The organism is Pseudomonas sp. RL_105y_Pfl2_101 (assembly GCF_963970585.1).
In the GTDB taxonomy this organism is placed as follows: Bacteria; Pseudomonadota; Gammaproteobacteria; order Pseudomonadales; family Pseudomonadaceae; genus Aquipseudomonas.
Window position 1 is genome coordinate 67198 of the sequence record NZ_CAXAPG010000020.1, and the last position, 22389, is coordinate 89586.

At 61.8% G+C, this 22389-nt stretch carries 22 protein-coding genes and 1 pseudogene; 17 read left to right on the forward strand and 6 right to left on the reverse strand.

The window, feature by feature from the left end:
* Positions 1-106 precede the first annotated feature (106 nt).
* Positions 107-727: a TetR/AcrR family transcriptional regulator gene (locus AACY31_RS19650; protein ID WP_003202912.1), complete on the reverse strand. Its 621-nt coding sequence runs from the start codon at positions 725-727 to the stop codon at positions 107-109.
* A gap of 127 nt (positions 728-854) precedes the next feature.
* Positions 855-1199 carry a DUF6124 family protein gene (locus tag AACY31_RS19655; RefSeq protein ID WP_077507713.1) on the reverse strand — a complete coding sequence of 115 codons (345 nt, stop codon included), beginning with the start codon at positions 1197-1199 and terminating at the stop codon, positions 855-857.
* Between the two features lie 785 nt (positions 1200-1984).
* Between AACY31_RS19655 and AACY31_RS19660 the strand changes: the two genes are divergently transcribed.
* The 7 genes from AACY31_RS19660 to AACY31_RS19690 all read left to right on the forward strand — a co-directional run bounded on the left by AACY31_RS19660 (position 1985) and on the right by AACY31_RS19690 (position 9138).
* Positions 1985-3286: an OprD family porin gene (locus AACY31_RS19660; RefSeq protein ID WP_339492396.1), complete on the forward strand. Its 1302-nt coding sequence runs from the start codon at positions 1985-1987 to the stop codon at positions 3284-3286.
* Positions 3287-3460: 174 nt separating this feature from the next.
* A complete protein-coding gene (locus tag AACY31_RS19665) occupies positions 3461-4282 on the forward strand; it encodes an NAD-dependent epimerase/dehydratase family protein (protein WP_339492394.1) in 822 nt (273 codons plus the stop codon).
* A gap of 42 nt (positions 4283-4324) precedes the next feature.
* Positions 4325-5230 carry an SMP-30/gluconolactonase/LRE family protein gene (locus tag AACY31_RS19670; RefSeq protein ID WP_339492392.1) on the forward strand — a complete coding sequence of 302 codons (906 nt, stop codon included), beginning with the start codon at positions 4325-4327 and terminating at the stop codon, positions 5228-5230.
* 56 nt (positions 5231-5286) lie between these two features.
* Entirely contained in the window at positions 5287-6255 is a 969-nt protein-coding gene (locus tag AACY31_RS19675; protein WP_339492390.1) for a TRAP transporter substrate-binding protein, read from the forward strand.
* Positions 6256-6331: 76 nt separating this feature from the next.
* Positions 6332-6859 carry a TRAP transporter small permease gene (locus AACY31_RS19680; RefSeq protein ID WP_339478727.1) on the forward strand — a complete coding sequence of 176 codons (528 nt, stop codon included), beginning with the start codon at positions 6332-6334 and terminating at the stop codon, positions 6857-6859.
* Complete coding sequence (locus AACY31_RS19685) at positions 6859-8139, forward strand: TRAP transporter large permease (protein ID WP_339478726.1); 1281 nt, start codon at positions 6859-6861, stop codon at positions 8137-8139. The genes AACY31_RS19680 and AACY31_RS19685 overlap by 1 nt, the downstream gene beginning before the upstream one ends.
* Positions 8140-8268: 129 nt before the next feature.
* Positions 8269-9138: an aldose 1-epimerase gene (locus AACY31_RS19690; protein WP_339478725.1), complete on the forward strand. Its 870-nt coding sequence runs from the start codon at positions 8269-8271 to the stop codon at positions 9136-9138.
* Between the two features lie 239 nt (positions 9139-9377).
* On the opposite strand, the gene bkdR is transcribed toward AACY31_RS19690, so the two are convergent.
* The gene (gene bkdR, locus AACY31_RS19695; RefSeq protein ID WP_339478724.1) at positions 9378-9866 is read right to left on the reverse strand and encodes a Bkd operon transcriptional regulator BkdR; all 489 of its coding nucleotides are present in this window, start codon (positions 9864-9866) and stop codon (positions 9378-9380) included.
* A 192-nt stretch (positions 9867-10058) separates the two neighbouring features.
* On the opposite strand from bkdR, the gene AACY31_RS19700 reads away from it, so the two are divergent.
* The 6 genes and pseudogenes from AACY31_RS19700 to AACY31_RS19725 form a co-directional block, all read left to right on the forward strand.
* Positions 10059-11294, forward strand: a complete 1236-nt coding sequence (locus AACY31_RS19700; protein WP_339478723.1) for a 3-methyl-2-oxobutanoate dehydrogenase (2-methylpropanoyl-transferring) subunit alpha — start codon at positions 10059-10061, stop codon at positions 11292-11294.
* Between the two features lies 1 nt (position 11295).
* Entirely contained in the window at positions 11296-12354 is a 1059-nt protein-coding gene (locus AACY31_RS19705; RefSeq protein ID WP_060741703.1) for an alpha-ketoacid dehydrogenase subunit beta, read from the forward strand.
* Positions 12355-13623 carry a dihydrolipoamide acetyltransferase family protein gene (locus AACY31_RS19710; RefSeq protein ID WP_339478718.1) on the forward strand — a complete coding sequence of 423 codons (1269 nt, stop codon included), beginning with the start codon at positions 12355-12357 and terminating at the stop codon, positions 13621-13623.
* Between the two features lie 18 nt (positions 13624-13641).
* Positions 13642-15024: a dihydrolipoyl dehydrogenase gene (gene lpdA / locus AACY31_RS19715; protein ID WP_339478717.1), complete on the forward strand. Its 1383-nt coding sequence runs from the start codon at positions 13642-13644 to the stop codon at positions 15022-15024.
* A gap of 198 nt (positions 15025-15222) precedes the next feature.
* Complete coding sequence (locus tag AACY31_RS19720) at positions 15223-16242, forward strand: branched-chain amino acid aminotransferase (protein WP_339492385.1); 1020 nt, start codon at positions 15223-15225, stop codon at positions 16240-16242.
* Between the two features lie 199 nt (positions 16243-16441).
* Positions 16442-16755, forward strand: a pseudogene (locus AACY31_RS19725) (AraC family transcriptional regulator); the annotation flags it as partial.
* A gap of 84 nt (positions 16756-16839) precedes the next feature.
* Here the strand turns inward: AACY31_RS19725 and AACY31_RS19730 are convergent.
* A complete protein-coding gene (locus AACY31_RS19730; RefSeq protein ID WP_339478714.1) occupies positions 16840-17595 on the reverse strand; it encodes an ArsR/SmtB family transcription factor in 756 nt (251 codons plus the stop codon).
* Between the two features lie 82 nt (positions 17596-17677).
* Between AACY31_RS19730 and AACY31_RS19735 the strand changes: the two genes are divergently transcribed.
* Positions 17678-18814, forward strand: coding sequence for a cytochrome P450 (locus tag AACY31_RS19735; protein ID WP_339478712.1), 1137 nt, complete (start codon positions 17678-17680; stop codon positions 18812-18814).
* Between the two features lie 13 nt (positions 18815-18827).
* Here AACY31_RS19735 and AACY31_RS19740 read toward each other — a convergent pair whose 3' ends face one another.
* Complete coding sequence (locus AACY31_RS19740) at positions 18828-19169, reverse strand: FKBP-type peptidyl-prolyl cis-trans isomerase (RefSeq protein WP_003202944.1); 342 nt, start codon at positions 19167-19169, stop codon at positions 18828-18830.
* 146 nt (positions 19170-19315) lie between these two features.
* Here AACY31_RS19740 and AACY31_RS19745 point away from each other — a divergent pair, with 146 nt between their 5' ends.
* Both AACY31_RS19745 and AACY31_RS19750 read left to right on the forward strand, forming a co-directional pair.
* A complete protein-coding gene (locus tag AACY31_RS19745) occupies positions 19316-20374 on the forward strand; it encodes a M4 family metallopeptidase (RefSeq protein ID WP_339478709.1) in 1059 nt (352 codons plus the stop codon).
* The gene (locus AACY31_RS19750; RefSeq protein WP_339478707.1) at positions 20374-20697 is read left to right on the forward strand and encodes a protealysin inhibitor emfourin; all 324 of its coding nucleotides are present in this window, start codon (positions 20374-20376) and stop codon (positions 20695-20697) included. Before AACY31_RS19745 ends, AACY31_RS19750 begins: the two co-directional genes overlap by 1 nt.
* Here the strand turns inward: AACY31_RS19750 and AACY31_RS19755 are convergent.
* Positions 20694-21002 (reverse strand): RcnB family protein, encoded by a 309-nt coding sequence (locus AACY31_RS19755; protein WP_339478705.1) that lies wholly within the window; start codon positions 21000-21002, stop codon positions 20694-20696. The two genes, AACY31_RS19750 and AACY31_RS19755, sit on opposite strands and share 4 nt — an antisense overlap.
* Before the next feature lie 279 nt (positions 21003-21281).
* On the opposite strand from AACY31_RS19755, the gene AACY31_RS19760 reads away from it, so the two are divergent.
* Positions 21282-22385 carry a DNA alkylation repair protein gene (locus AACY31_RS19760; protein ID WP_339505001.1) on the forward strand — a complete coding sequence of 368 codons (1104 nt, stop codon included), beginning with the start codon at positions 21282-21284 and terminating at the stop codon, positions 22383-22385.
* The last annotated feature ends 4 nt before the right edge of the window (positions 22386-22389 follow it).

Sequence of the window (22389 nt, forward strand, 5' to 3'; positions counted from 1 at the left end):
ATGAACCAAATAGATCTCGCCAAGAAAACAAATAGAATTCGCAACAAGTAAAACAACTAACTTCAATTCTCATACACTAATGCGCCTCCTAATACGAACGTGTAGTCTACGGCTCCAATCCAATCCCCCGCAAAATCACACTGGTCACTGTCTGCACCGCCCGTTCGAACTGCATGTCCGACAGCGGCTGATGATCATTGAGGATATTGATCTGATGGTCGAAGTCGGCGTAGTGCTGGGTCGAGGCCCAGATCATGTAGAGCAGGCTTGAAGGTTCCACCGGCAGGATGCGTTTGTCCTCCACCCACTGGCGGATTTTCGCTTCCTTCATCTTGGCCCAGTCATAGAGGCTGGCGTCCAGCGCCTGGCCCAGGGTCGGGGCGCCGTGGATGATTTCGTTGGCCCAGACCTTGGAGCCGTAGGGCCGGCTGCGGGAGTGGTTCATTTTGGCGCGGATGTAACTGCTGAGCACCACCCGGGGGTCGTCGAACATTTCGAAGCACAAGGCGTCCTGCTTCCAGACTTCCAGCAGATCGAACAGCACGGCGCTGTACAGCTCGCTCTTGGTGCTGAAGTAGTAATGCAGGTTGGAACGCGGCAATTGCACTTCGGCGGCGATGTCGGCCATGGCGGTGCTACCGAAGCCTTTCTCGGCAAAGACCTTCTCGGCGGCCAACAGGATTTTCTCGACGTTACTGCGACGAATCTCGATCTTGTGATTGCCCATGAGAGCTCCCTGGCAACAGCGTTGAGCAAGACTAGCATTCACCCACTCTTGAAAACACCGGTGTTCCCTGTGGGAAAGCTGTTGTGGCGAGGGAGCTTGCTCCCTCGCCACAGAAGCGGGTTTTGCGCTATGTCGGCTGGCGCGCTTCGACGTTGTCTAGCGCGCGGTTCGCCAGCATTGCGCTCAGCTCGATCAGTTGCTGGATGCCCAGGGCGATGTGGCGCCTGGGACCTTCCAGGTCGAAGGCCAGGTCACTGACCATGGCGTTGGCCGAGGCCAGGTTTTCGCTGAGGTTGGCGAGAAGGGTTTCGGTGTCGACGCCGTTGACGACGGTGAACAGTTGGCCGGGATCGGCCTCGGGTTTGCTGGGCTTGGGGTTGAGGTAGGAGTCGAGGATGCGGTCGGCGACTTTGTCGAACGCTTTTGAGCTGGATGGATCTGTATCCGGTGGGTTGGGTGTTGGTTTGAACATAGATGAAGCTCCGATGCTGTAGATGGGAGCCAACACCCTCTCGCTACCAAACGAATTAGGGTGGCGGCCATACGAAGGTTGGTAGACCGGGCATCGGAGCCGGCGCCTCCGAAGAGGCCCTGCGCATGGCCACCAAAAAGCGAAGTGCATGATTGCACTTGCAAGCGATGACGCTATGCACCGACACCAGGGCTACCAAACCCGATCGCTGATTCAATCAGCGACCCGGAAACGATAAAGCCCTGGCCCCAAGGCGCACAAGCCGGCGGATTCTGGCGCAGTTGTAGGCAACGGCGCAAGACAACGTAGCCCGATCCCGAACGATCCTACATCTGGATAAACACAGGCCCATCTGGACAGGAAACACGGGCTAACCAGCACCTGCCGATCGTTCCCACGCTCCTGCGTGGGAATGCCGCCAGGGACGCTCCGCGTTCCGCCTCTGGAAGGTGACGCGGAGCGTCACGGGATGCATTCCCACGCAGAGCGTGGGAACGATCACAAGCCTTCCGATCGGGGACATTCGACTAATGTCTTAGACCAGTCATCGCACAACCAAGCACCCTCCTCGCTATTCTCAAGCCCCGGATCCGCCCGGCGCCACGGCCTGCGATCTTGACCTCGATCGGTGACGACCATTGAAACGCCTCATTTTGAAGCACCCCCGAGTTGGATAATTCCGATAATGGCCAGTTGACAACGAGGAGCCGCTTCCAAATAATCCCCTCATGTTGTACGACGACGTATGACAAATAAAAACAACAAAAAAGTAAGGGAGCGTCATAGTGAGCACACGTGTCCGTTTTTCGCCCGACAACCGTCCAAACCGCCGTACCCTTCTCAACGCCAGCCCCACACTGCTATTGCTCGGTTGCAGCAGCCTCGCCGCGTTTCTGCCAACGACCGCCAGCGCCGCAGGCTTCGTCGATGACGCCAAGGCCACGCTGAACCTGCGCAACGCCTACTTCAATCGCAACTTCGTCAACGACAACGCCGCCCAGGGCAAAGCCGAGGAATGGACCCAGAGTTTCATCCTCGACGCCAAGTCCGGTTTCACCCAAGGCACAGTCGGTTTCGGTGTGGACATCCTGGGGATGTACTCGGTCAAGCTCGACAGCGGCCGCGGCACCACCGGCACTCAACTGCTGCCGGTGCACGATGACGGTCGTCCGGCCGATGACTTCGGTCGCCTGGGCGTGGCCCTCAAGGCCAAGGTATCGAAGACTGAACTGAAGGTCGGCGAATGGATGCCGGTGCTGCCGATCCTGCGTTCCGACGACGGCCGCTCCCTGCCGCAAACCTTCCGTGGCGGCCAGGTGACCTCCACCGAAATCAACGGCCTGAGCCTCTACGGCGGCCAGTTCCGTGGCAACAGCCCGCGCAACGACGCGAGCATGGAAGACCTGTCGATGAACGGCCGCGGCGCGTTCACCTCCGACCGTTTCAACTTCGGCGGCGGCGAATACGCCTTCAACGAAAAACGCACCCAGGTCGGCGTCTGGTACGCGGAACTGTCCGACATCTACCAGCAGCAATATTTCAACCTGACCCACAGCCAGCCCATCGGCGACTGGACCCTGGGCGCCAATCTCGGTTACTTCACTGGTAAGGAAAACGGCAGCGCGCTGGCCGGCGACCTGGACAACAAAACCGCGTTCGCCCTGCTCTCGGCCAAATACGGCGGCAACACCTTCTACGTCGGTCTGCAAAAAGTCGGTGGTGACGATGCCTGGATGCGCGTCAACGGCACCAGCGGCGGCACGCTGGCGAACGACAGCTACAACTCCAGCTATGACAACGCCAAGGAAAAATCCTGGCAAGTGCGCCACGACTTCAACTTCGCCGCCGTCGGCGTGCCAGGCCTGACCCTGATGAACCGCTACATCAGCGGCGACAACGTGCACACCACCACTGTTGATGACGGCAAGGAATGGGGTCGCGAAACCGAACTGGCCTACACCGTGCAGAGCGGCGCGCTGAAAAGCCTCAACGTGAAATGGCGTAACGCATCGATTCGTCGGGACTACAGCACCAATGAATTCGACGAGAACCGCCTCTTTATCAACTATCCATTCTCGCTTCTGTAATACCAGGACCCATTGTCATGAGCGCACCCCATGGCAACCTGCGGCAGGGACGCCGATCCAGAGCGGTTCGTCGATCAAGCGTTGACAAGGTAACGGATGGATAAGGATATTCCCCTTCAAGTCATACGATAACCTATAACAACTGTACCTCTCATTGTTTGCTCAGGTAATGTCATGACCACGACACAGATTCGCCACCCCTTCAATCGTCTCCTATTGACCGGCGCCGCCGGCGGCCTTGGCAAGGTCTTGCGCGAACGCCTCAAGCCTTTCGCACGCCACATTCGTCTGTCGGACATCGCCAACATGGCCCCGGCCATCGACGAAAGCGAAGAAGTGGTGCTGTGCGACCTGTCGGACAAGCAGGCCGTGCACCAACTGGTCGAAGGCGTCGATGCCATCCTGCACTTCGGCGGTGTTTCGGTGGAGCGTCCGTTCGAAGAGATCCTCGGCGCCAACATCAGCGGCGTGTTCCACATCTATGAAGCCGCGCGCAAACACGGCGTCAAGCGGGTGATCTTCGCCAGCTCCAACCACGTCATCGGTTTCTACAAACAAGACCAGACCCTCGACGCCCTCTCCCCGCGCCGCCCGGATGGTTACTACGGCCTGTCCAAGTCCTACGGCGAAGACGTTGCCAATTTCTACTTCGATCGCTACGGCATCGAGACGGTCAGCCTGCGCATCGGCTCGTCGTTCCCGGAACCGCAGAACCGCCGGATGATGAGCACCTGGCTGAGCTTCGACGACCTCACCCAACTGATCGAATGCTCGCTCTACACCCCGCAAGTCGGCCACACCGTGGTTTACGGCGTGTCCGCCAACCGCGACGTGTGGTGGGACAACACCCACGCCGCGCACCTGGGCTACCAGCCCAAGGACACCTCGGAAATCTTCCGCGCCAAGGTCGAAGCACAGCCGATGCCGGCCGCCGATGACCCAGCCATGATTTACCAGGGTGGCGCCTTTGTGGCGGCCGGCCCATTCGACGACTGATTCGCTGTTTTTCATGGGATACGCACGCACAAAGGAATCACCATGCAAGCCGAATTGATTGTCGATGCACGTAACGCCGTCGGGGAAAGCCCGGTATGGGTTCCCGAAGAAAACGCCCTGTATTGGGTGAACATCGCCAGCGGTGGCCTGCAATGCTGGAATGCCGGCAGCGGAAAAATCCAGGGCTGGGAAGCGCCCGAAATGCTCGCCTGCATTGCCCGTCACCAGGACGGTGGCTGGATCGCCGGCATGGAAAGCGGTTTCTTTCGCCTACACCCCAATGATGACGGCAGCCTGGACAGCGAACTGTGCGCAAGCGTCGAGCACAGCCGCGCCGACATGCGCCTCAACGATGGCCGTTGTGACCGCCAGGGTCGCTTCTGGGCCGGCAGCATGGTGCTGAACATGGGTGCCAACGCAGACGTAGGCCGGATGTATCGCTACGAGGCAGGCCAGCGCAGCCCGGTCGAAGCGCAACTGAGCGATTTCATCGTGCCCAACGGCCTGGGCTTCAGCCCGGACGGGCGCACGATGTACCTCTCCGATTCACACCCGCTGGTGCAGCAAATCTGGGCTTTCGACTACGACATCGACAGCGGCACGCCGTCCAACCGACGGCTGTTCGTCGACATGATGCCCCTGGCCGGCCGCCCGGATGGCGCTGCGGTGGATGCCGACGGCTGCTATTGGATCTGCGCCAACGATGCCGGGCTGATTCACCGCTTCACCCCCGACGGACGCCTCGACCGGTCACTGCAAGTGCCCGTGAAGAAACCGACCATGTGCGCCTTCGGCGGCAGCCGCCTGGACACCCTCTTCGTCACCTCGATCCGCCCCGGTGACGACAACGACCCGCAGTCCCTGGCCGGTGGCGTGTTCGCCGTCGACCCCGGCGTCAAGGGCCTGGTTGAACCTGCTTTCGGAGGACGGAAACACTCCGCCAACTGATCTGCTTTGCCGCTTCACATCGATAGACATAAAAACAACAACACTGGAGATTGACCATGAACTTCAAACGCACGCTTCTGATCGCAGCCCTGCCCCTGGCCTTTCTGGCGCAGGCGGCCCACGCCCTCGATATCAAGATCGCCGACATCCACCCCAAGGGTTACCCGACCGTGGTCGCCGAGGAATCCATGGGCAAAACCCTGGAAAAAGAGAGCAACGGCGAACTGAAGTTCAAGTATTTCCCGGGCGGTGTACTGGGTTCCGAAAAAGAAGTGATCGAGCAGTTGCAAGCCGGCGCGGTCCAGATGTCCCGGGTCAGCCTGGGGATCGTCGGCCCCGTGGTGCCGGACGTGAACGTGTTCAACATGCCGTTCATCTTCCGCGACCAGGCCCACATGCGCGCTGTCATCGACGGTGAAGTCGGCGATGCGATCCTCGACCGGATCACCAACTCCGAATTCGGCCTGGTGGCCCTGGCCTGGATGGATGGCGGCACGCGCAACCTCTACACCAAGAAACCGGTGCGCAAGCTCGAAGACATGAAGGGCATGAAGATTCGCGTGCAGGGCAACCCAATGTTCATCGAGACCATCAATGCCATGGACGGCAACGGTATCGCCATGGACACCGGCGAGATCTTCAGTGCCTTGCAGACCGGCGTGATCGACGGTGCGGAAAACAACCCGCCGACCATGCTCGAGCACAACCACTACCAGAACGCCAAGTTCTACAGCCTGACCGGTCACCTGATCCTGCCTGAGCCCATTGTGATGTCGAAAATCACCTGGAACAAGCTCACGCCAGAGCAGCAGGACATGGTGAAGAAAGCCGCCAAGGCAGCCCAGGCTGAAGAGCGCGTGCTGTGGGACAAGAAGTCCGCCGCCAGTGAAGAAAAACTCAAGGCCGCCGGCGTCGAGTTCATCACCGTCGACAAGAAACCTTTCTACGACGCTACCGCACCGATCCGGGCCAAATACGGCGCGCCGTATGCCGACCTGATCAAACGCATCGAAGCCGTCCAGTAAGGCCTTTCAATTTGTACTCATGAAAAGGCCGGGCGCGCCTGCGGTTCAAAGGCGCACCCGGTTACGGTGGAACCCGATGAAGAATTTGCTGCTGCGTATCAACGACACGATCTACATGACTTGTATCTGGGTGGCCGGCCTTTCTGTCCTCGCCGTCGCGCTGATGATTCCCTGGGGCGTGTTCGCCCGCTACGTACTCGGTACCGGCTCAAGCTGGCCGGAGCCCACCGCCATCCTGCTGATGATCGTGTTCACCTTCATCGGCGCTGCCGCCAGCTACCGCTCCGGCTCGCACATGGCCGTGGACATGGTCACTAGCCGGATGCCACCGCACTTGCAAACTGCCGCTTCGGTTCTCACCCAGCTCTTGATGGCAGCGATCTGCATCTTCATGACCATCTGGGGCGCCAAGCTGTGCATGACCACTTGGAATCAATTCATAAGCGCCATCCCCACCCTGCGCGTGGGCATCACCTACATGCCGATTCCGCTCGGTGGTTTCCTCACACTGATTTTTGTCCTGGAAAAACTCTTGCTGGGCGATCAAAGCCAGCGTCGGGTCGTGCAGTACGACCCGGTTGAAGAAAACGAAGGTGCCGCTTAATGGACGCTCTGATTCTGCTGGGCAGTTTTTTGTTGTTGATCCTGGTCGGCATGCCAGTCGCCTATGCGCTGGGCGCTGCCGCCCTGATCGGGGCGTGGTGGATCGACATCCCGTTCCAGGCCATGATGATTCAGGTGGCGGGCGGAGTGAACAAATTTTCGCTGCTGGCCATCCCGTTCTTCGTGTTGGCTGGCGCGATCATGGCCGAGGGCGGCATGTCCCGCCGACTGGTGGCATTCGCCAGTGTGTTGGTTGGGTTCGTACGCGGTGGCCTGTCTTTGGTCAACCTCGTGGCCTCGAGTTTTTTTGGCGCGATCTCCGGTTCCTCGGTGGCCGATACCGCCTCGGTCGGTTCGGTGCTGATCCCGGAAATGGAACGCCGCGGCTATCCGCGTGAATTCGCCACTGCCGTCACTGTCAGCGGCTCGGTACAAGCGCTGCTGACGCCGCCAAGCCATAACGCCGTGCTGTACTCGCTCGCGGCCGGCGGCACCGTCTCAATCGGTTCGCTGTTCATGGCCGGTATCGTGCCCGGCATCCTGATGAACCTCAGCCTGATGGCGCTGTGCCTGGTGTTCGCCAGAAAACGCAATTACCCCAAGGGCGAGGTGATTCCGCTCAAGCAAGCGCTGAAGATCTGCAAGGAAGCCATGTGGGGCATGATGACCCTGTTCATTATCCTTGGCGGCATTCTCTCGGGTGTTTTCACCGCCACCGAATCGGCCGCCATCGCCGTGGTGTGGGCATTCTTCGTGACCATGTGCATCTACCGCGACTACAAGTGGAGCGAGTTGCCGAAACTGATGCACCGTACGGTTCGCACCATCTCCATCGTGATGATCCTGATCGGTTTTGCCGCCAGCTTCGGCTACATCATGACGCTGATGGAGATCCCGGCGAAGATCACCACCGCATTCCTGACGCTGTCGGACAACCGCTACGTGATCCTGATGTGCATGAACGCGATGCTGCTGATCCTCGGCACCGTGATGGACATGGCGCCGCTGATCCTGATCCTCACGCCAATCCTGATGCCGGTGATCGTGGGCATCGGCGTGGATCCGGTGCAGTTCGGCATGATCATGCTGGTGAACCTGGGTATCGGGCTAATCACACCTCCGGTGGGCGCGGTGTTGTTCGTCGGGTCCGCCATCGGCAAGGTCAGCATCGAAAGCACCGTCAAGGCCTTGCTGCCGTTCTACGCCATGCTGTTCCTGGTGCTGCTGCTGGTGACCTACGTCCCCGCCATCTCGCTGTGGCTGCCGCATCTGGTGATGTAACGCTGCGCGCCAGCCCCCTTATGGTGAGGGTGCTGGCTCCGCTGAAATGCGGCAGGAGCTCCTACAGGGCGCAGTCGCGGCCACTCCCTCGCCATAACGGGTTTTTCCCATTCGAAAGATGCGACTACCATGACGCTGCCTCTCCTATACCTCGAAGACGAACTGACCCGCCTCACCCTGGCCCCGCACCTGGGCGCCAGCGTCGTCGCCTGGACCTTGCGCAGCAGCGGCACGCCCTTGTTGCGTCCGCCCGCTGCGCAAGCCGTGGAAAACGGCCTGCCGGGCAAACTCGGCTGCTTCCCGTTGATCCCGTGGTCGAACCGGATCGCCCAGGGCGGTTTCGATTGCCCCGACGACTGGCTGGCCCTGGAAGCCAACAGCCCCAACGACCCGTTCCCGATCCACGGCAGTGCCTGGCAACAACCGTGGCAGGTGGTCGAACAGAGTGCCCAGCAAGCCTTGCTGCAACTCGACAGCCAATCCCCCTTCGCCTACCGCGCCCGCCTGCGGATCCGTCTGAGCGATGGTCAGCTACACATCGCCATCCATGTCACCCACATGGCCGAACAGGCCGCGTGGCACGGGCTGGGTTTGCATCCGTATTTTCCGCGCACCGTTGGCACTCGCCTGAAAACCTGCGCCAGTGAAGTCTGGCTGTGCGATGCCTCGAAACTGCCAACGGAACTGAGGGACATCCCCGCAGAGTGGGATTTCCAGCACGCCCGTCTACTGCCAGACACGCTGGTCGACAACGGCTTCGGTGGTTGGGACGGGCACTGTCTGATCCAGCAACCGGACCTGGGCTATGAGCTGGAATGCCGCGCCAGTGGCAGTGACTACTTCCTGCTGTACTGCCCCGTGGGCCTGGATTTCTTCTGCATCGAACCGGTCAGTCATCCGGTCAACGCCCATCACCTGTCAGGACGACCGGGGTTGCGCTTGCTGGAGCAAGGGCAATCGATGGCGCTGGTTTTTTCGATGCAGTGTCGGTTGCTCTAATGCCCACTTCCCTGTGGGAGCAAGGCTTGCCCGCAATGAAGTGGACGCGGTCTCCTGGGAAACCGAGGCGCCTGCATCGCGAGCAAGCTTTGCTCCCACAGATGAACATGCAAGCTGGCCCTGTACCTGAAGGTTGCGATTCATCAGTTTTAAGATCAAAAGATCGCAGCCTTCGGCAGCTCCTACATGGGAATGCGATGCTTGCGTAGGCGCAGCCGAAGGCTGCGATCCTTTGAATTTCAGGTGCCCAGGGTCAACCCGTTGGCCGGCAACGGCAGCGCGGTCTTGTAGCGCACTTGCTTGAGGGCAAAGCTGGAGCGGATGTTCGCCACACCCGGGACCTTGGTCAAAAAGTCCATCATGAACCGCTCCAGCGACTGGATGGTCGGCACCAGCACGCGGATCAGGTAATCCGGATCGCCGGCCATCAGGTAGCACTCCATCACCTCCGGCCGATCGGAAATCGCTTCTTCAAAGTGCTGCAACGCCTCTTCCACCTGCTTCTCCAGGCTGACGTGGATGAACACGTTGACGTGCAGCCCCAGCAGGTCGGCGTCCAGCAGCGTGACCTGCTCGCGGATCACCCCCAGTTCCTCCATCGCCCGGACACGGTTGAAGCACGGCGTCGGTGACAGATTGACCGAACGGGCGAGATCGGCGTTGGTGATGCGGGCATTTCCCTGAAGGCTGTTCAGAATACCGATGTCGGTGCGATCCAATTTACGCATGAGACAAATAATCCTGTTTTTTATCATTGTGCAGATTTTTTATCTTCAAATGATCTGAACAGCAAGCCAACAGAGAAAAATATTCTTCTTCGTCGAGCCTATGATTGTTGTAGGACAATTTCCCGTACCCGGGGAAATTCGTCAGCTAGCGCGCCCACTACAAGAAATTCACAAGATCGAGCGTAGAAAGCCATGAACCCAGCGTATGAACCGCTACGCCTGCACGTTCCCGAACCCTCGGGCCGTCCCGGCTGCAAGACCGACTTTTCCTACTTGCATCTGTCCGATGCCGGCACGGTGCGCAAACCTCCCATCGACGTCGAACCCGCCGACACCGCGGACCTGGCCCGCAGCCTGATCCGCGTGCTCGACGACCAGGGCAATGCCTTGGGCGACTGGGCCGCGGACATCCCCGTCGAAATCCTGCGCAAGGGCATGCGTGCCATGCTCAAGACGCGCATCTACGACAACCGCATGGTCGTCGCCCAGCGTCAGAAAAAGATGTCGTTCTACATGCAAAGCCTTGGCGAAGAAGCCATCGGCAGCGCCCAGGCCCTGGCGTTGAACATCGACGACATGTGCTTCCCCACCTACCGCCAGCAAAGCATCCTGATGGCCCGCGACGTGCCGCTGGTGGACCTGATCTGCCAACTGCTGTCCAACGAGCGCGATCCGCTCAAGGGCCGGCAGTTGCCGATCATGTACTCGGTCAAGGATGCCGGTTTCTTCACCATTTCCGGCAACCTCGCCACGCAATTCGTCCAGGGCGTGGGTTGGGGCATGGCCTCGGCGATCAAGGGCGATACCAAGATCGCCTCGGCCTGGATCGGTGACGGCGCCACTGCCGAATCGGACTTCCACACGGCCCTCACCTTCGCCCACGTCTACCGGGCGCCGGTGATCCTCAACGTGGTCAACAACCAGTGGGCGATCTCCACCTTCCAGGCCATTGCCGGCGGTGAAGCCACAACCTTTGCCGGACGCGGCGTCGGTTGCGGCATTGCCTCCCTGCGTGTCGATGGCAACGACTTCATGGCGGTCTACGCCGCCTCGCGCTGGGCCGCCGAACGTGCCCGCCGCAACCTCGGCCCGGCGCTGATCGAATGGGTCACCTACCGCGCCGGCCCGCACTCCACCTCTGACGATCCCTCCAAGTACCGCCCCGCCGACGACTGGAGCCACTTCCCGCTGGGCGATCCGATTGCGCGCCTCAAGCAGCACATGGTGAAGAGCGGCCAGTGGTCCGAAGAGGAACATGCGGCAGTCACCGCCGAACTCGAAGCCGAGGTGATCGCCGCGCAGAAGGAGGCCGAGCAGTACGGCACCCTCGCCGGCGGGCAGATTCCAAGCGCCGCGACGCTGTTCGAAGACGTCTACAAAGAGATGCCGGAGCACTTGAAGCGCCAGCGTCAGCAGTTGGGGATCTGACATGAACGATCACAACAACAATATTGCGTTGGACACCGCCATGACCACTACTACCATGACCATGATCCAGGCCCTGCGCTCGGCCATGGACGTGATGCTCGAGCGCGATGACAACGTCGTGGTGTTCGGCCAGGACGTGGGTTACTTCGGCGGCGTGTTCCGCTGCACCGAAGGCCTGCAGAACAAGTACGGCACCTCGCGGGTGTTCGACGCGCCGATTTCCGAAAGCGGCATCGTCGGCGTGGCGGTGGGCATGGGCGCCTACGGCCTGCGGCCGGTGGCCGAGATCCAGTTCGCCGACTACGTCTACCCGGCGTCGGACCAGATCATTTCCGAGGCGGCGCGCCTGCGCTATCGCTCGGCCGGCGAGTTCACCGCGCCGATGACCCTGCGCATGCCCTGCGGCGGCGGTATTTATGGCGGCCAGACTCACAGCCAGAGCATCGAGGCGATGTTCACTCAAGTCTGCGGCCTGCGCACCGTCATGCCGTCCAACCCCTATGACGCCAAGGGCCTGCTGATCGCCTCCATCGAAAACGATGACCCGGTGATCTTCCTCGAACCCAAGCGCCTGTATAACGGCCCATTCGACGGCCACCACGACCGCCCGGTAACGCCCTGGTCGAAACACCCTTCGGCGCAGGTGCCGGACGGCTACTACACGGTGCCGCTGGACGTCGCTGCCATCACCCGTCCAGGCAAGGACGTGACCATCCTCACCTACGGCACCACGGTCTACGTCTCCCAAGTGGCGGCCGAAGAAACCGGCATCGACGCCGAAGTCATCGACCTGCGCAGCCTCTGGCCGCTGGACCTGGAAACCATCGTCAAATCCGTGAAGAAAACCGGCCGCTGTGTGGTCGTCCACGAAGCCACCCGCACTTGCGGTTTCGGCGCCGAGCTGGTGTCGCTAGTACAAGAACACTGCTTCCACCACCTGGAAGCGCCTATCGAGCGTGTCACCGGTTGGGACACCCCCTACCCGCACGCGCAGGAGTGGGCGTATTTCCCAGGGCCGTCCCGAGTGGGCGCGGCGTTGAAACGGGTCATGGAGGTCTGAATGGGCACGCACGTTATCAAAATGCCGGACATCGGCGAAGGCATCGCCGAAGTTGAACTGTCGGTGTGGCACGTCAAGGTCGGCGACATGGTGGTCGAGGACCAGGTGCTGGCCGATGTCATGACCGACAAGGCCATGGTCGACATCCCTTCGCCGGTGCATGGCCGGGTCATCGCCCTGGGCGGTGAGCCGGGTGAAGTCATGGCGGTGGGCAGCGAACTGATCCGCATTGAAGTCGAAGGTGCGGGTAACTTGAAAGAATCGGCGCAACCGGCGCCAGCCGCGGCAGCTGCGCAGGCGCCGAAGCAGGCGCCAGTGGCCACGCCTGAACCGGTGCTGGAAAAAACCGCCGTGCCCCGCCCGGCTCCGCAAGCCCCGGTGGCCCGCGACGCCGACGAGCGTCCACTGGCGTCGCCGGCCGTGCGCAAACACGCGCTGGACCTGGGCATTCAATTGCGCCTGGTCCAGGGCAGCGGTCCCGCCGGGCGGGTCCTGCACGAAGACCTCGAGGCTTATCTGGCCCAGGGTTCGTCGACCCAGGCCAAGGGCGGCTTCGGTTATGCCGAACGCCACGACGAGCAGCAGATTCCGGTGATCGGCATGCGTCGCAAGATCGCCCAGCGCATGCAGGAAGCGACCCAGCGCGCCGCCCACTTCAGCTATGTCGAAGAGATCGACGTCACCGCCCTGGAAGAGCTGCGGGTGCACCTGAATGAAAAACACGGTGCCAGCCGCGGCAAGCTGACCTTGCTGCCGTTCCTGGTCCGCGCGTTGGTCGTGGCGCTGCGCGATTTTCCGCAAATGAACGCGCGCTACGACGACGAAGCACAGGTCATCCACCGCTCAGGCGCCGTGCACGTGGGCGTCGCCACCCAGAGCGACGTTGGCCTGATGGTGCCGGTGGTGCGTCACACCGAGGCCCGCAACCTATGGGACAGCGCGACGGAAATTTCACGCCTGGCCTCGGCGGCCCGCACGGGCAAGGCCAGCCGCGATGAGCTGTCCGGTTCGACCATCACGCTGACCAGCCTCGGCGCACTCGGCGGCATTGTCAGCACGCCGGTGTTGAACCTGCCGGAAGTGGCGATTGTCGGCGTGAATAAAATCGTCGAGCGGCCGGTGGTGATCAAGGGCCAGATCGTGATCCGCAAGATGATGAACCTCTCCAGCTCCTTCGATCACCGAGTGGTCGACGGCATGGACGCGGCGCAATTCATCCAGGCCCTGCGTGGCTTGCTCGAACAACCCGCCACTTTGTTTGTGGACTAATCATCAATGGAGCAGGCGATGCAAACTTTGAACACGACGCTGCTGATCATCGGCGGCGGCCCCGGCGGCTATGTGGCGGCGATCCGCGCCGGCCAACTGGGCATCTCGACCATTCTGGTGGAAGGCCAGGCGTTGGGCGGTACCTGCCTGAACATTGGTTGCATTCCATCCAAGGCGTTGATTCATGTGGCCGAGCAGTTCCACCAGACCCGGCACCACAGCCAGGGTTCAGCCTTGGGCATCAAGGTGGCGGCACCGACCTTGGACATCGGCAAGAGCGTGGAATGGAAGGACGGCATCGTCGATCGCCTCACCACCGGCGTCGCGGCGTTGTTGAAAAAGCACAAGGTCCAGGTCATTCACGGCTGGGCCAAGGTGATCGATGGCAAGACCGTCGAGGTCGGCGACACCCGCATCCAGTGCGAACACCTGCTGCTGGCCACCGGTTCGAAAAGTGTCAACCTGCCGATGCTGCCGGTGGGCGGACCTATCATTTCTTCCACCGAAGCCCTCGCCCCCACTTCGGTGCCCAAGCACCTGGTGGTGGTCGGCGGTGGCTACATCGGTCTGGAGCTGGGCATTGCCTACCGTAAGCTCGGCGCCGAGGTCAGCGTGGTCGAGGCCCAGGAACGGGTCCTGCCAGCCTACGACGGCGAGCTGACCCAACCGGTGCACGAGGCGCTCAAGCAGTTGGGCGTAAAGCTGTACCTCAAGCACAGCGTCGAAGGTTTCGATGCCCAGGCCAGCACCTTGCAAGTGCGCGATCCCAATGGCGAGACGCTGAACCTGGACACCGACCGGGTGCTGGTGGCCGTTGGTCGCAAACCCAACACCCAGGGCTGGAACCTCGAAGCACTGAACTTGGCGATGAACGGTTCGGCACTGAAAATCGACAGCCGTTGCCAGACCAGCATGCGCAACGTCTGGGCCATCGGCGACCTGAGCGGTGAACCGATGCTCGCCCACCGGGCCATGGCCCAAGGCGAAATGGTCGCCGAGCTGATCGCCGGCCAACACCGGGAATTCAACCCGAGCGCCATCGCCGCGGTGTGCTTCACCGACCCGGAACTGGTGGTGGTCGGCAAGACACCAGACGAGGCCAAGGCGGCCGGACTCGATTGCATGGTGTCGAGCTTCCCGTTCGCCGCCAACGGTCGGGCCATGACCCTGGAATCGAAAAGCGGTTTCGTCCGGGTCGTGGCGCGACGGGACAATCACCTGATCGTTGGCTGGCAAGCGGTCGGCGTCGGCGTGTCGGAGCTGTCCACCGCGTTCGGCCAATCCCTGGAAATGGGTGCGCGCCTGGAGGACATCGCCGGCACCATCCACGCCCACCCGACGCTGGGCGAGGCCGTGCAGGAAGCGGCGTTGCGGGCGTTAGGGCATGCGTTGCATCTGTGACAGTTGTGGGTGAATAACTTGTGGGAGCAAGGCTTGCCCGCTCCCACAATCCCTCACAACGACCGCAGGGCTGTTTTCAGCAGCAGGATCCATGTAACAGGCTGCGAAACACCCCCGGAATGAAGTATTGTTCTCCCCATCCAAAAAACGTCAGAAGCCTTGAACCGTTTCGACGGTTGTTAAGAACTAGAGGGTGTCATGGGTAACGAAAGCATCGATTGGGACAAACTGGGCTTTGACTACATCAAGACCGACAAGCGCTACCTGTCGCACTGGCGCGATGGTGCCTGGGACGCGGGCACCCTGACCGAAGACAACGTGCTGCACATCAGCGAGGGCTCCACCGCCCTGCACTACGGTCAGCAGTGCTTCGAAGGGCTGAAGGCCTATCGCTGCAAGGACGGCTCCATCAACCTGTTCCGCCCGGACCAGAACGCCGCCCGCATGCAGCGCAGCTGCGCGCGCCTGCTGATGCCGCACGTCGACACCGAGCAGTTCGTCGAAGCCTGCAAGCAAGTGGTCCGCGCCAACGAGCGCTTCATCCCGCCGTATGGCACCGGCGGTGCGCTGTACCTGCGCCCGTTCGTGATCGGCGTGGGTGACAACATCGGCGTGCGCACCGCACCCGAGTTCATCTTCTCGGTTTTCTGCATCCCGGTCGGCGCCTACTTCAAGGGCGGCCTGACCCCGCACAACTTCCTGATCTCCGGCTTCGACCGCGCCGCCCCACAAGGCACCGGCGCAGCCAAGGTCGGTGGCAACTATGCCGCCAGCCTGATGCCTGGCTCCCAGGCCAAGAAGGCCAGTTTCGCCGACTGCATCTACCTGGATCCGCTGACCCATTCGAAAATCGAAGAAGTCGGTTCGGCCAACTTCTTCGGCATCACCCACGACAACAAATTCGTCACCCCAAAATCCCCTTCGGTCCTGCCGGGCATCACCCGCCTGTCGCTGATCGAACTGGCCAAATCGCGCCTGGGCCTGGAAGTGATCGAAGGTGACGTGTTCATCGACAAGCTGTCGGATTTCAAGGAAGCCGGTGCCTGCGGTACCGCTGCGGTGATTACCCCGATTGGCGGCATCAGCTACAAGGACAAGCTGCACGTGTTCCACAGCGAAACCGACGTCGGCCCGATCACCCAGAAGCTGTACAAAGAGCTGACCGGCGTGCAGACCGGCGACGTTGAAGCCCCCGCGGGTTGGATCGTCAAGGTTTGATCAATAGAAGGCGCCTGCTCCCGCCGGGCTCTGTAGAAACTCGGTAGAAACTCTGTAGGAGCTGTCGAGTGCAACGAGGCTGCGATCTTTCCCCAGACACTTGAGTCTCAAGCGAAAGATCAAAAGATCGCAGCCTCCGGCAGCTCCTACAGAGCCCAGCGCGAGCTTGCTCCCGCGCCGCGTGGACCCGCGCCAATGTTACCTGGCCGCCGAACTGTGCCACGCGTTGCCTGCCGTACCCTGTGCGCTGACCTTGAGCCCGCGGAACCGCGCCCTGCTGGAAGCGCTGCGCAGCGATCCACCGAGCCAACCGCAGGCCCCCCACGTCGGCAGCTACCTGCCCTCCTCGGATGATCCACTGCTGGCCCTCCTGCTGCGAGCCTTGGAGGCGAACCCCAGCGACCCATGCTCCTTGCCGCAACTGGCCCGCGCCGCCAACACCACGGAGCGCACACTGATGTGCCGGGCCCAGCGGGACTGGGCATGTCCTTGGTGGAGTGGCGCCGGCATATGGCTGGATGATGAGGCGATGCAGGAATCGCCATCGCGAGCAGGCTCGCTCCCACAGGGGATCTTGGGTGTGCATGAGTCTTGTGTTCAGCGCAGGCCCACTGTGGGAGCGGGCTTGCTCGCGATGACGGCGGTGGGTTTAACATCGATTTCGGCACTCACGCCAAACCGCCCCGCCATCTCCCGCCGACCACTGGCCGTCACCCCCAGCGCCCGGCTATCCAGGTCCTGGATCACCCATTTGCGCTTGATCGCCACTTGCAGCAACGCCGCCCCCAAGGCACCCCCCAAGTGCGGACGGCGCATGCTCCAGTCCAGGCAGGGACAGGCGAATCGGCGGCGTTGCGTGGCGAGGTGCTGGACATCGATGCCCAAGCCCTCGAACACCGCCTCGCCGGAGTCACTCAGCCGATAGCCATCGCCTTCCACCTCTGTCAGCCATCCCGCCTCGATCAGGCGGTCATGCAGGCGCACCGCCAAGGTGCCGGCCATGTGGTCGTAGCAGGTGCGGGCAAACTGCAGGCGATCCGGTGTGCGCGGGGTGAAAGTCGGTGCGGTGTTCTGGCCGATCACCATCAGCGCCTCCAGTGCCTGGGCGACGCGCGGGTCGGTCAGGCTGTAATAACGATGACGGCCCTGGACATGCAGGCGCACCAAGGCCATTTGCTTGAGTTTCGCCAGATGGGCGCTGGCGGTCGAGGCGCTGACTTCGGCGATGCTCGCCAACTCGGTGCTGGTACGGGCATGACCGTCCATCAACGCGCACAGCATCCGGGTGCGAGCCGGTTCGGCAATGGCCGCGGCCACTTGGGACACGCCCAGATCATGATGCTCTGCGTTCATATTTCGCTCCCTGACGAATCAAGCCATGCATCGACTGGAGATAGTAGCAACACTTTCTCCATTACGAACAAGGCAGCGCTTCATGGACCCGATCACCGCCGCGACGCATTCCGACCCTTACCCTTTTTACGGCGCCCTGCGCGCTGCCGGCGGGCTGGCCTTCGACCCCGGGCTGAACCTGTGGATCGCCAGCAGTGCCGAGGCGGTGTGCGCGGTGTTGCAGCATCCCGATTGCCATGTACGCCCGGCCCACGAGCCGGTGCCAACGGCCATCGCCATGGGACCGGCCGGGCGGGTGTTCGGGCACCTGATGCGCATGAACGAAGGTGAACGGCAGCGTTGCCCGAGGGCGGCAATTGCACCGCGGTTGCAGGACATCGATTCCCGACAGGTCGAGGCCCTGGTCAGGGCCCGCTTTCTCCAAGAGGGCGCCGAAGGCCTGCACCAGGCCCAGTTCACCGGGCCGTCCAGCGTGGTCGCGACGTTGCTGGGTTTCAGCCCGATGGACTGTCACCGGGTCAGCGAATTGACCGGGGATTTAGTCGCCGGCCTGTCGCCCCTGAGCCACACACCACAATTGGACGCGGCGCACGGGGCCTGCGAGCAACTGGCCCGTTTGTTCCAGGAGCGGATCGAGGCGCAGGACAACCCTTTGTTGCGGGGCATTGACCAAGGCTTCGAAGACGTTGATCCGGACAGTAAAATCGCCAACCTGATCGGTCTGTTCTCGCAAACCTATGAAGCCACCGCTGGCCTGATCGGCAACGCGTTGCTGGCGCTGATCGACGATCCAGCGTTGCGCCAGACGCTGCGGGAGGCCCCCACACAGATCGGCCCACTGCTGGCCGAAGTCCAACGTTTCGACCCGCCGGTGCAGAACACTCGCCGCTTCATCGCCGCGCCCTGCGAAATCCTCGGCACTGCGCTGAACCCCGGGGAGGGGGTTCTGGTGCTGCTGGCCTCGGCCAACCGCGACCCGCAACTCAACCCACAACCAGATACCCTGCTGCTCGACCGCCCGAACCGTCGCAGTTTCAGCTTCGGCAACGGGCGCCATGAATGCCCAGGCCAAACCCTGGCCATGGACATCGCCCGCGCCACGCTGGCTGCGATTCTTGAGCGCGACCCTCCACTGGATCAGTTGACCTGGTGCTACCGTCCCTCCGTCAACGGCCGCCTCCCGCTGTTCAGCGAGCGCTCCTGTGCCGACACACCATGACCCTCTCAGCCCATCAATCGTCCCGAGTCAGGACTTCCAACAACTCGATTTCAAAGATCAGGTTGGCGTTAGGCTTGATGTGGGCCCCCATGGACCGCTCACCGTAGGCCAGGTGGGCCGGTACCCACAACTTGCGCTTGCCGCCGACTTGCATGCCCATCAGACCCAGATCCCAGCCCTTGATCACGCGACCGGTGCCGATCACGCATTGGAAGGGTTTGCCGCGACTGTAGGACGAATCGAATTCGGTGCCGTCTTCGAGGGTGCCGCGGTATTGGGTGGTGATCAGCGCACCTTTGACGACGCTTTTGCCGTCGCCCTGTTCCAGGTCGATGATTTGCAGCTCTTCATTCATGGCGGTATCCCTCGTGTGATCCAGGCGCGGGGTTTTCGCAGAAATCCGAGCGCATGGCAAACGTTGTCTGCCCTGCGCCAGGGAACCGCTGAGGCGACTTCGGTTCACATGGGTATCGACCCTGCATTTCAGATAAGGATTTTCTGATGTTCGATTCTCGCCCGCTCCACGGTTTCATTCCGCCATACATCCTCAATCGCATCATCGCCCACGGCTCCGAACAGCAACGCTCCAGCGCCCTCGGCACCTTGACCCACGTGCGCAGCCTGCGGCACAACCCCGGCCCGCCCGGCAACCTCGCCGCCGCGAAGCTGCCCAAACCCGGCAAAGCCGGACAGCCGCAACGCAACGTGCATGACGCCCAGAACAGCATGGAACTGCCCGGCCAACCGGTCCGCCTGGAAGGCCAGCGGGCCAGCGGCGACCCGGCCGTGGACGAAGCCTACGACGCCCTCGGCGCCACCTATGATTTTTTCTGGAAGGTCCTGGGGCGCGACTCCATCGACAACAAAGGCTTCGCCCTGGTGGGCAGCGTGCATTATGGCCAGGGCTATGAAAACGCCTTCTGGAACGGCGCGCAGATGGTGTTCGGCGACGGCGATGGCGAAATTTTCCAACGTTTCACCCGTTCCCTGGACGTGGTGGCCCACGAGTTGGCCCATGGCGTCACCGAAAGCGAGGCCGGCTTGATCTACGCCAACCAATCCGGTGCGCTGAACGAGTCCATCTCCGATGTATTCGGTGTGCTGGTCAAGCAGTTCGTGCTCGAACAGACTGCCGACCAGGCCGATTGGCTGATCGGCGCCGACCTGCTTACCGACAAGATCAACGGCGACGGCCTGCGCAGCATGTCCAACCCCGGCAGCGCCTACGATGACCCGTTGCTGGGCAAGGACCCGCAACCGGCGCACATGCGTGAATTCGTCATTACCCGTGAAGACAACGGCGGCGTGCACATCAACTCCGGCATCCCCAACCGGGCCTTTTATCTGGTGGCGACTACGCTGGGCGGATTTGCCTGGGAAAAGGCTGGTCGGATCTGGTATGAAACCTTGTGCGATAGAAGATTGGCCAATGACGCGTCCTTCAGCGCCTTCGCCCGCCTGACCGTCGAGCACGCCCGCCAGCGCTTCGGCACGCGGGAAGTGCAAGCGGTACAGAGCGGCTGGGCCCAGGTCGGCGTCGACCTGACACAGGAGAGTTGATGAAAACCCTTCCAGATCTCGACGACAAGGCGGTGGTACGGCTGTCGCGCCAGGGCGGCGTGGCGGCCATCCATGCGCTGACCCGACCACGGGAAATCGAGTTCGCCCAATGCAACCTCGAGCAGCGCACACGCATCAGTTCGGTCCTGAAGGGCTGCCTGCCGCTGACCTCTTCCACGCCCGGGCGCGGCGACCAGCGTTTTTTCCAGATCGAGGTGCACTATCGCGCCAATGACCAGGACGACGAGATGGTGCTACAGGTGCCTGAGGACCAGGCACCCGGCGAGCTGGTTCGCCTGTGGGACAAAGGCGAAGTGCTCTAACGTGTGGCCGGCACGATCTTGACGATTGCGCCGGACACGGTTTCGATCAGCAAGTACTTGTCGTCGATATGCACCCATTGCTGCTCGTTTGTCGGTTGCTCGAGTTGCTTCTGTTTCCAGTCTTTCATGGCTCGGTCCGCACGCTGGTAATCCGCCGGTACCCGGTCGTTCTCCACCAGTCTGCGGCCATTGCTCGGCGAATGCTCCAGGGCATCCCCAGTTTTCTCGACTGCCTGCGCAACAGGCCCAAGGGCTCCAAGGCCGGCGACCAGGACCAGGCTGGCGATCAGGGTGGGTTGGCGCATAGAAAAAAACTCCAGTTATCCGAGTGACTGAAGCTGGGACTTCACGGGCGGCGAATCATTCCTTAATTCCTGGAAAACTGTCCCCCTGCTTGCTCCCGCTGAACCCCGTAGGAGCTGGCGAAGCCTGCGATCTTTTGATCTTTCGCTTGAGACTCAAGTGTCTGGGTAAAGATCGCAGCCTCGTTGCACTCGACAGCTCCTACACAGCTCCTAGATGGCTCCTCCCTCGCCACAGGTCGTGCATGGCATAGTGGCAACCTCTGGACTACGGATCTCGCCATGACCACCTCTACCCCGTCATCCCCTGCCCTCAAGGAAATCTTCAACAGCGCGCGCCTGGAACACATCGCTGGCGAAATGCGTGCGGTGTACCCAGCGTTCGATGCCCCGGCGTTTTTGCACATGGCCAACGACGGGCTGGCTGAGTTGTCGGTGATGCAGCGCATGGCCCGGGTCAGTGAGTGCCTGCATGCGGTGCTGCCCCTCGATTACGAAGCGTCGCTGGAGGTGCTGCGCGCCTTGGCCCCACGCCTGAACAGCATGTTCGTCAGCATGTTCCTGCCTCACTACGTGGCGTCTTATGGCCGGCATCGCTTCGACGTGTCGTTGGACGCGCTCAAGTACTTCACCCGGTTCGGCTCGTCGGAGTTCGCCGTGCGGCACTTCCTGCGCGACGACCTGGAACGCACCCTCAAGGTCATGCACGACTGGGCGCTGGACGCCAACGAGCACGTACGCCGCCTGGCCAGCGAAGGCAGTCGGCCGCGCTTGCCGTGGTCGTTTCACCTAGCGCCGATCCAGGCCAACCCTGACCACGCCGCCGTGATCCTCGACACGCTCAAGGCCGACGATAGCCTTTATGTGCGCAAGTCCGTGGCCAACCACCTCAACGACGTCACCAAGCAGCATCCCGACTGGGTGCTGGATCAGATCGAAGGTTGGCCCCTGCAAAACCGCCACACGGCGTGGATCGCCCGGCATGCACTGCGGAGCCTGATCAAACAGGGCAACCCCAGGGCGCTGGGCGTCATCGGGGTCGGCGGCAAGGCACAGGTCCAGGTGCTGGATTTGCAGGTAACACCGGCGGTGATTCGCCTGGGGGAGCAGGTCACGCTGTCCTTCACGGTGCAATCAACCCTGGAGCAGAGCCAACGCCTGGTGATCGACTATGCCGTCGACTACGTGAAAGCCTCGGGCGGCACCTCGGCCAAAGTCTTCAAGCTCAAGACCTTCGACCTGCCCGCCCAGGGTTGCGTGAACCTCAGCCGCTCCCAGCACATTCGCGAGTTGACCACTCGCAAACATTACGCAGGCCGGCATGCCGTGCACCTGCTGGTCAACGGCGAGCGGCTCGGTAGCACGGCGTTCGATATCGTGCCTTGAAGTG

Bases quoted from the DNA above. Each gene is read 5' to 3' on its own strand.
- AACY31_RS19650 (WP_003202912.1), bottom strand. From the start codon at position 727: ATGGGCAATCACAAGATCGAGATTCGTCGCAGTAACGTCGAGAAAATC.
- AACY31_RS19655 (WP_077507713.1), bottom strand. From the start codon at position 1,199: ATGTTCAAACCAACACCCAACCCACCGGATACAGATCCATCCAGCTCA.
- AACY31_RS19665 (WP_339492394.1), top strand. From the start codon at position 3,461: ATGACCACGACACAGATTCGCCACCCCTTCAATCGTCTCCTATTGACC.
- AACY31_RS19670 (WP_339492392.1), top strand. From the start codon at position 4,325: ATGCAAGCCGAATTGATTGTCGATGCACGTAACGCCGTCGGGGAAAGC.
- AACY31_RS19675 (WP_339492390.1), top strand. From the start codon at position 5,287: ATGAACTTCAAACGCACGCTTCTGATCGCAGCCCTGCCCCTGGCCTTT.
- AACY31_RS19680 (WP_339478727.1), top strand. From the start codon at position 6,332: ATGAAGAATTTGCTGCTGCGTATCAACGACACGATCTACATGACTTGT.
- AACY31_RS19685 (WP_339478726.1), top strand. From the start codon at position 6,859: ATGGACGCTCTGATTCTGCTGGGCAGTTTTTTGTTGTTGATCCTGGTC.
- AACY31_RS19690 (WP_339478725.1), top strand. From the start codon at position 8,269: ATGACGCTGCCTCTCCTATACCTCGAAGACGAACTGACCCGCCTCACC.
- bkdR (WP_339478724.1), bottom strand. From the start codon at position 9,866: ATGCGTAAATTGGATCGCACCGACATCGGTATTCTGAACAGCCTTCAG.
- AACY31_RS19700 (WP_339478723.1), top strand. From the start codon at position 10,059: ATGAACCCAGCGTATGAACCGCTACGCCTGCACGTTCCCGAACCCTCG.
- AACY31_RS19705 (WP_060741703.1), top strand. From the start codon at position 11,296: ATGAACGATCACAACAACAATATTGCGTTGGACACCGCCATGACCACT.
- AACY31_RS19710 (WP_339478718.1), top strand. From the start codon at position 12,355: ATGGGCACGCACGTTATCAAAATGCCGGACATCGGCGAAGGCATCGCC.
- lpdA (WP_339478717.1), top strand. From the start codon at position 13,642: ATGCAAACTTTGAACACGACGCTGCTGATCATCGGCGGCGGCCCCGGC.
- AACY31_RS19720 (WP_339492385.1), top strand. From the start codon at position 15,223: ATGGGTAACGAAAGCATCGATTGGGACAAACTGGGCTTTGACTACATC.
- AACY31_RS19730 (WP_339478714.1), bottom strand. From the start codon at position 17,595: ATGAACGCAGAGCATCATGATCTGGGCGTGTCCCAAGTGGCCGCGGCC.
- AACY31_RS19735 (WP_339478712.1), top strand. From the start codon at position 17,678: ATGGACCCGATCACCGCCGCGACGCATTCCGACCCTTACCCTTTTTAC.
- AACY31_RS19740 (WP_003202944.1), bottom strand. From the start codon at position 19,169: ATGAATGAAGAGCTGCAAATCATCGACCTGGAACAGGGCGACGGCAAA.
- AACY31_RS19745 (WP_339478709.1), top strand. From the start codon at position 19,316: ATGTTCGATTCTCGCCCGCTCCACGGTTTCATTCCGCCATACATCCTC.
- AACY31_RS19750 (WP_339478707.1), top strand. From the start codon at position 20,374: ATGAAAACCCTTCCAGATCTCGACGACAAGGCGGTGGTACGGCTGTCG.
- AACY31_RS19755 (WP_339478705.1), bottom strand. From the start codon at position 21,002: ATGCGCCAACCCACCCTGATCGCCAGCCTGGTCCTGGTCGCCGGCCTT.
- AACY31_RS19760 (WP_339505001.1), top strand. From the start codon at position 21,282: ATGACCACCTCTACCCCGTCATCCCCTGCCCTCAAGGAAATCTTCAAC.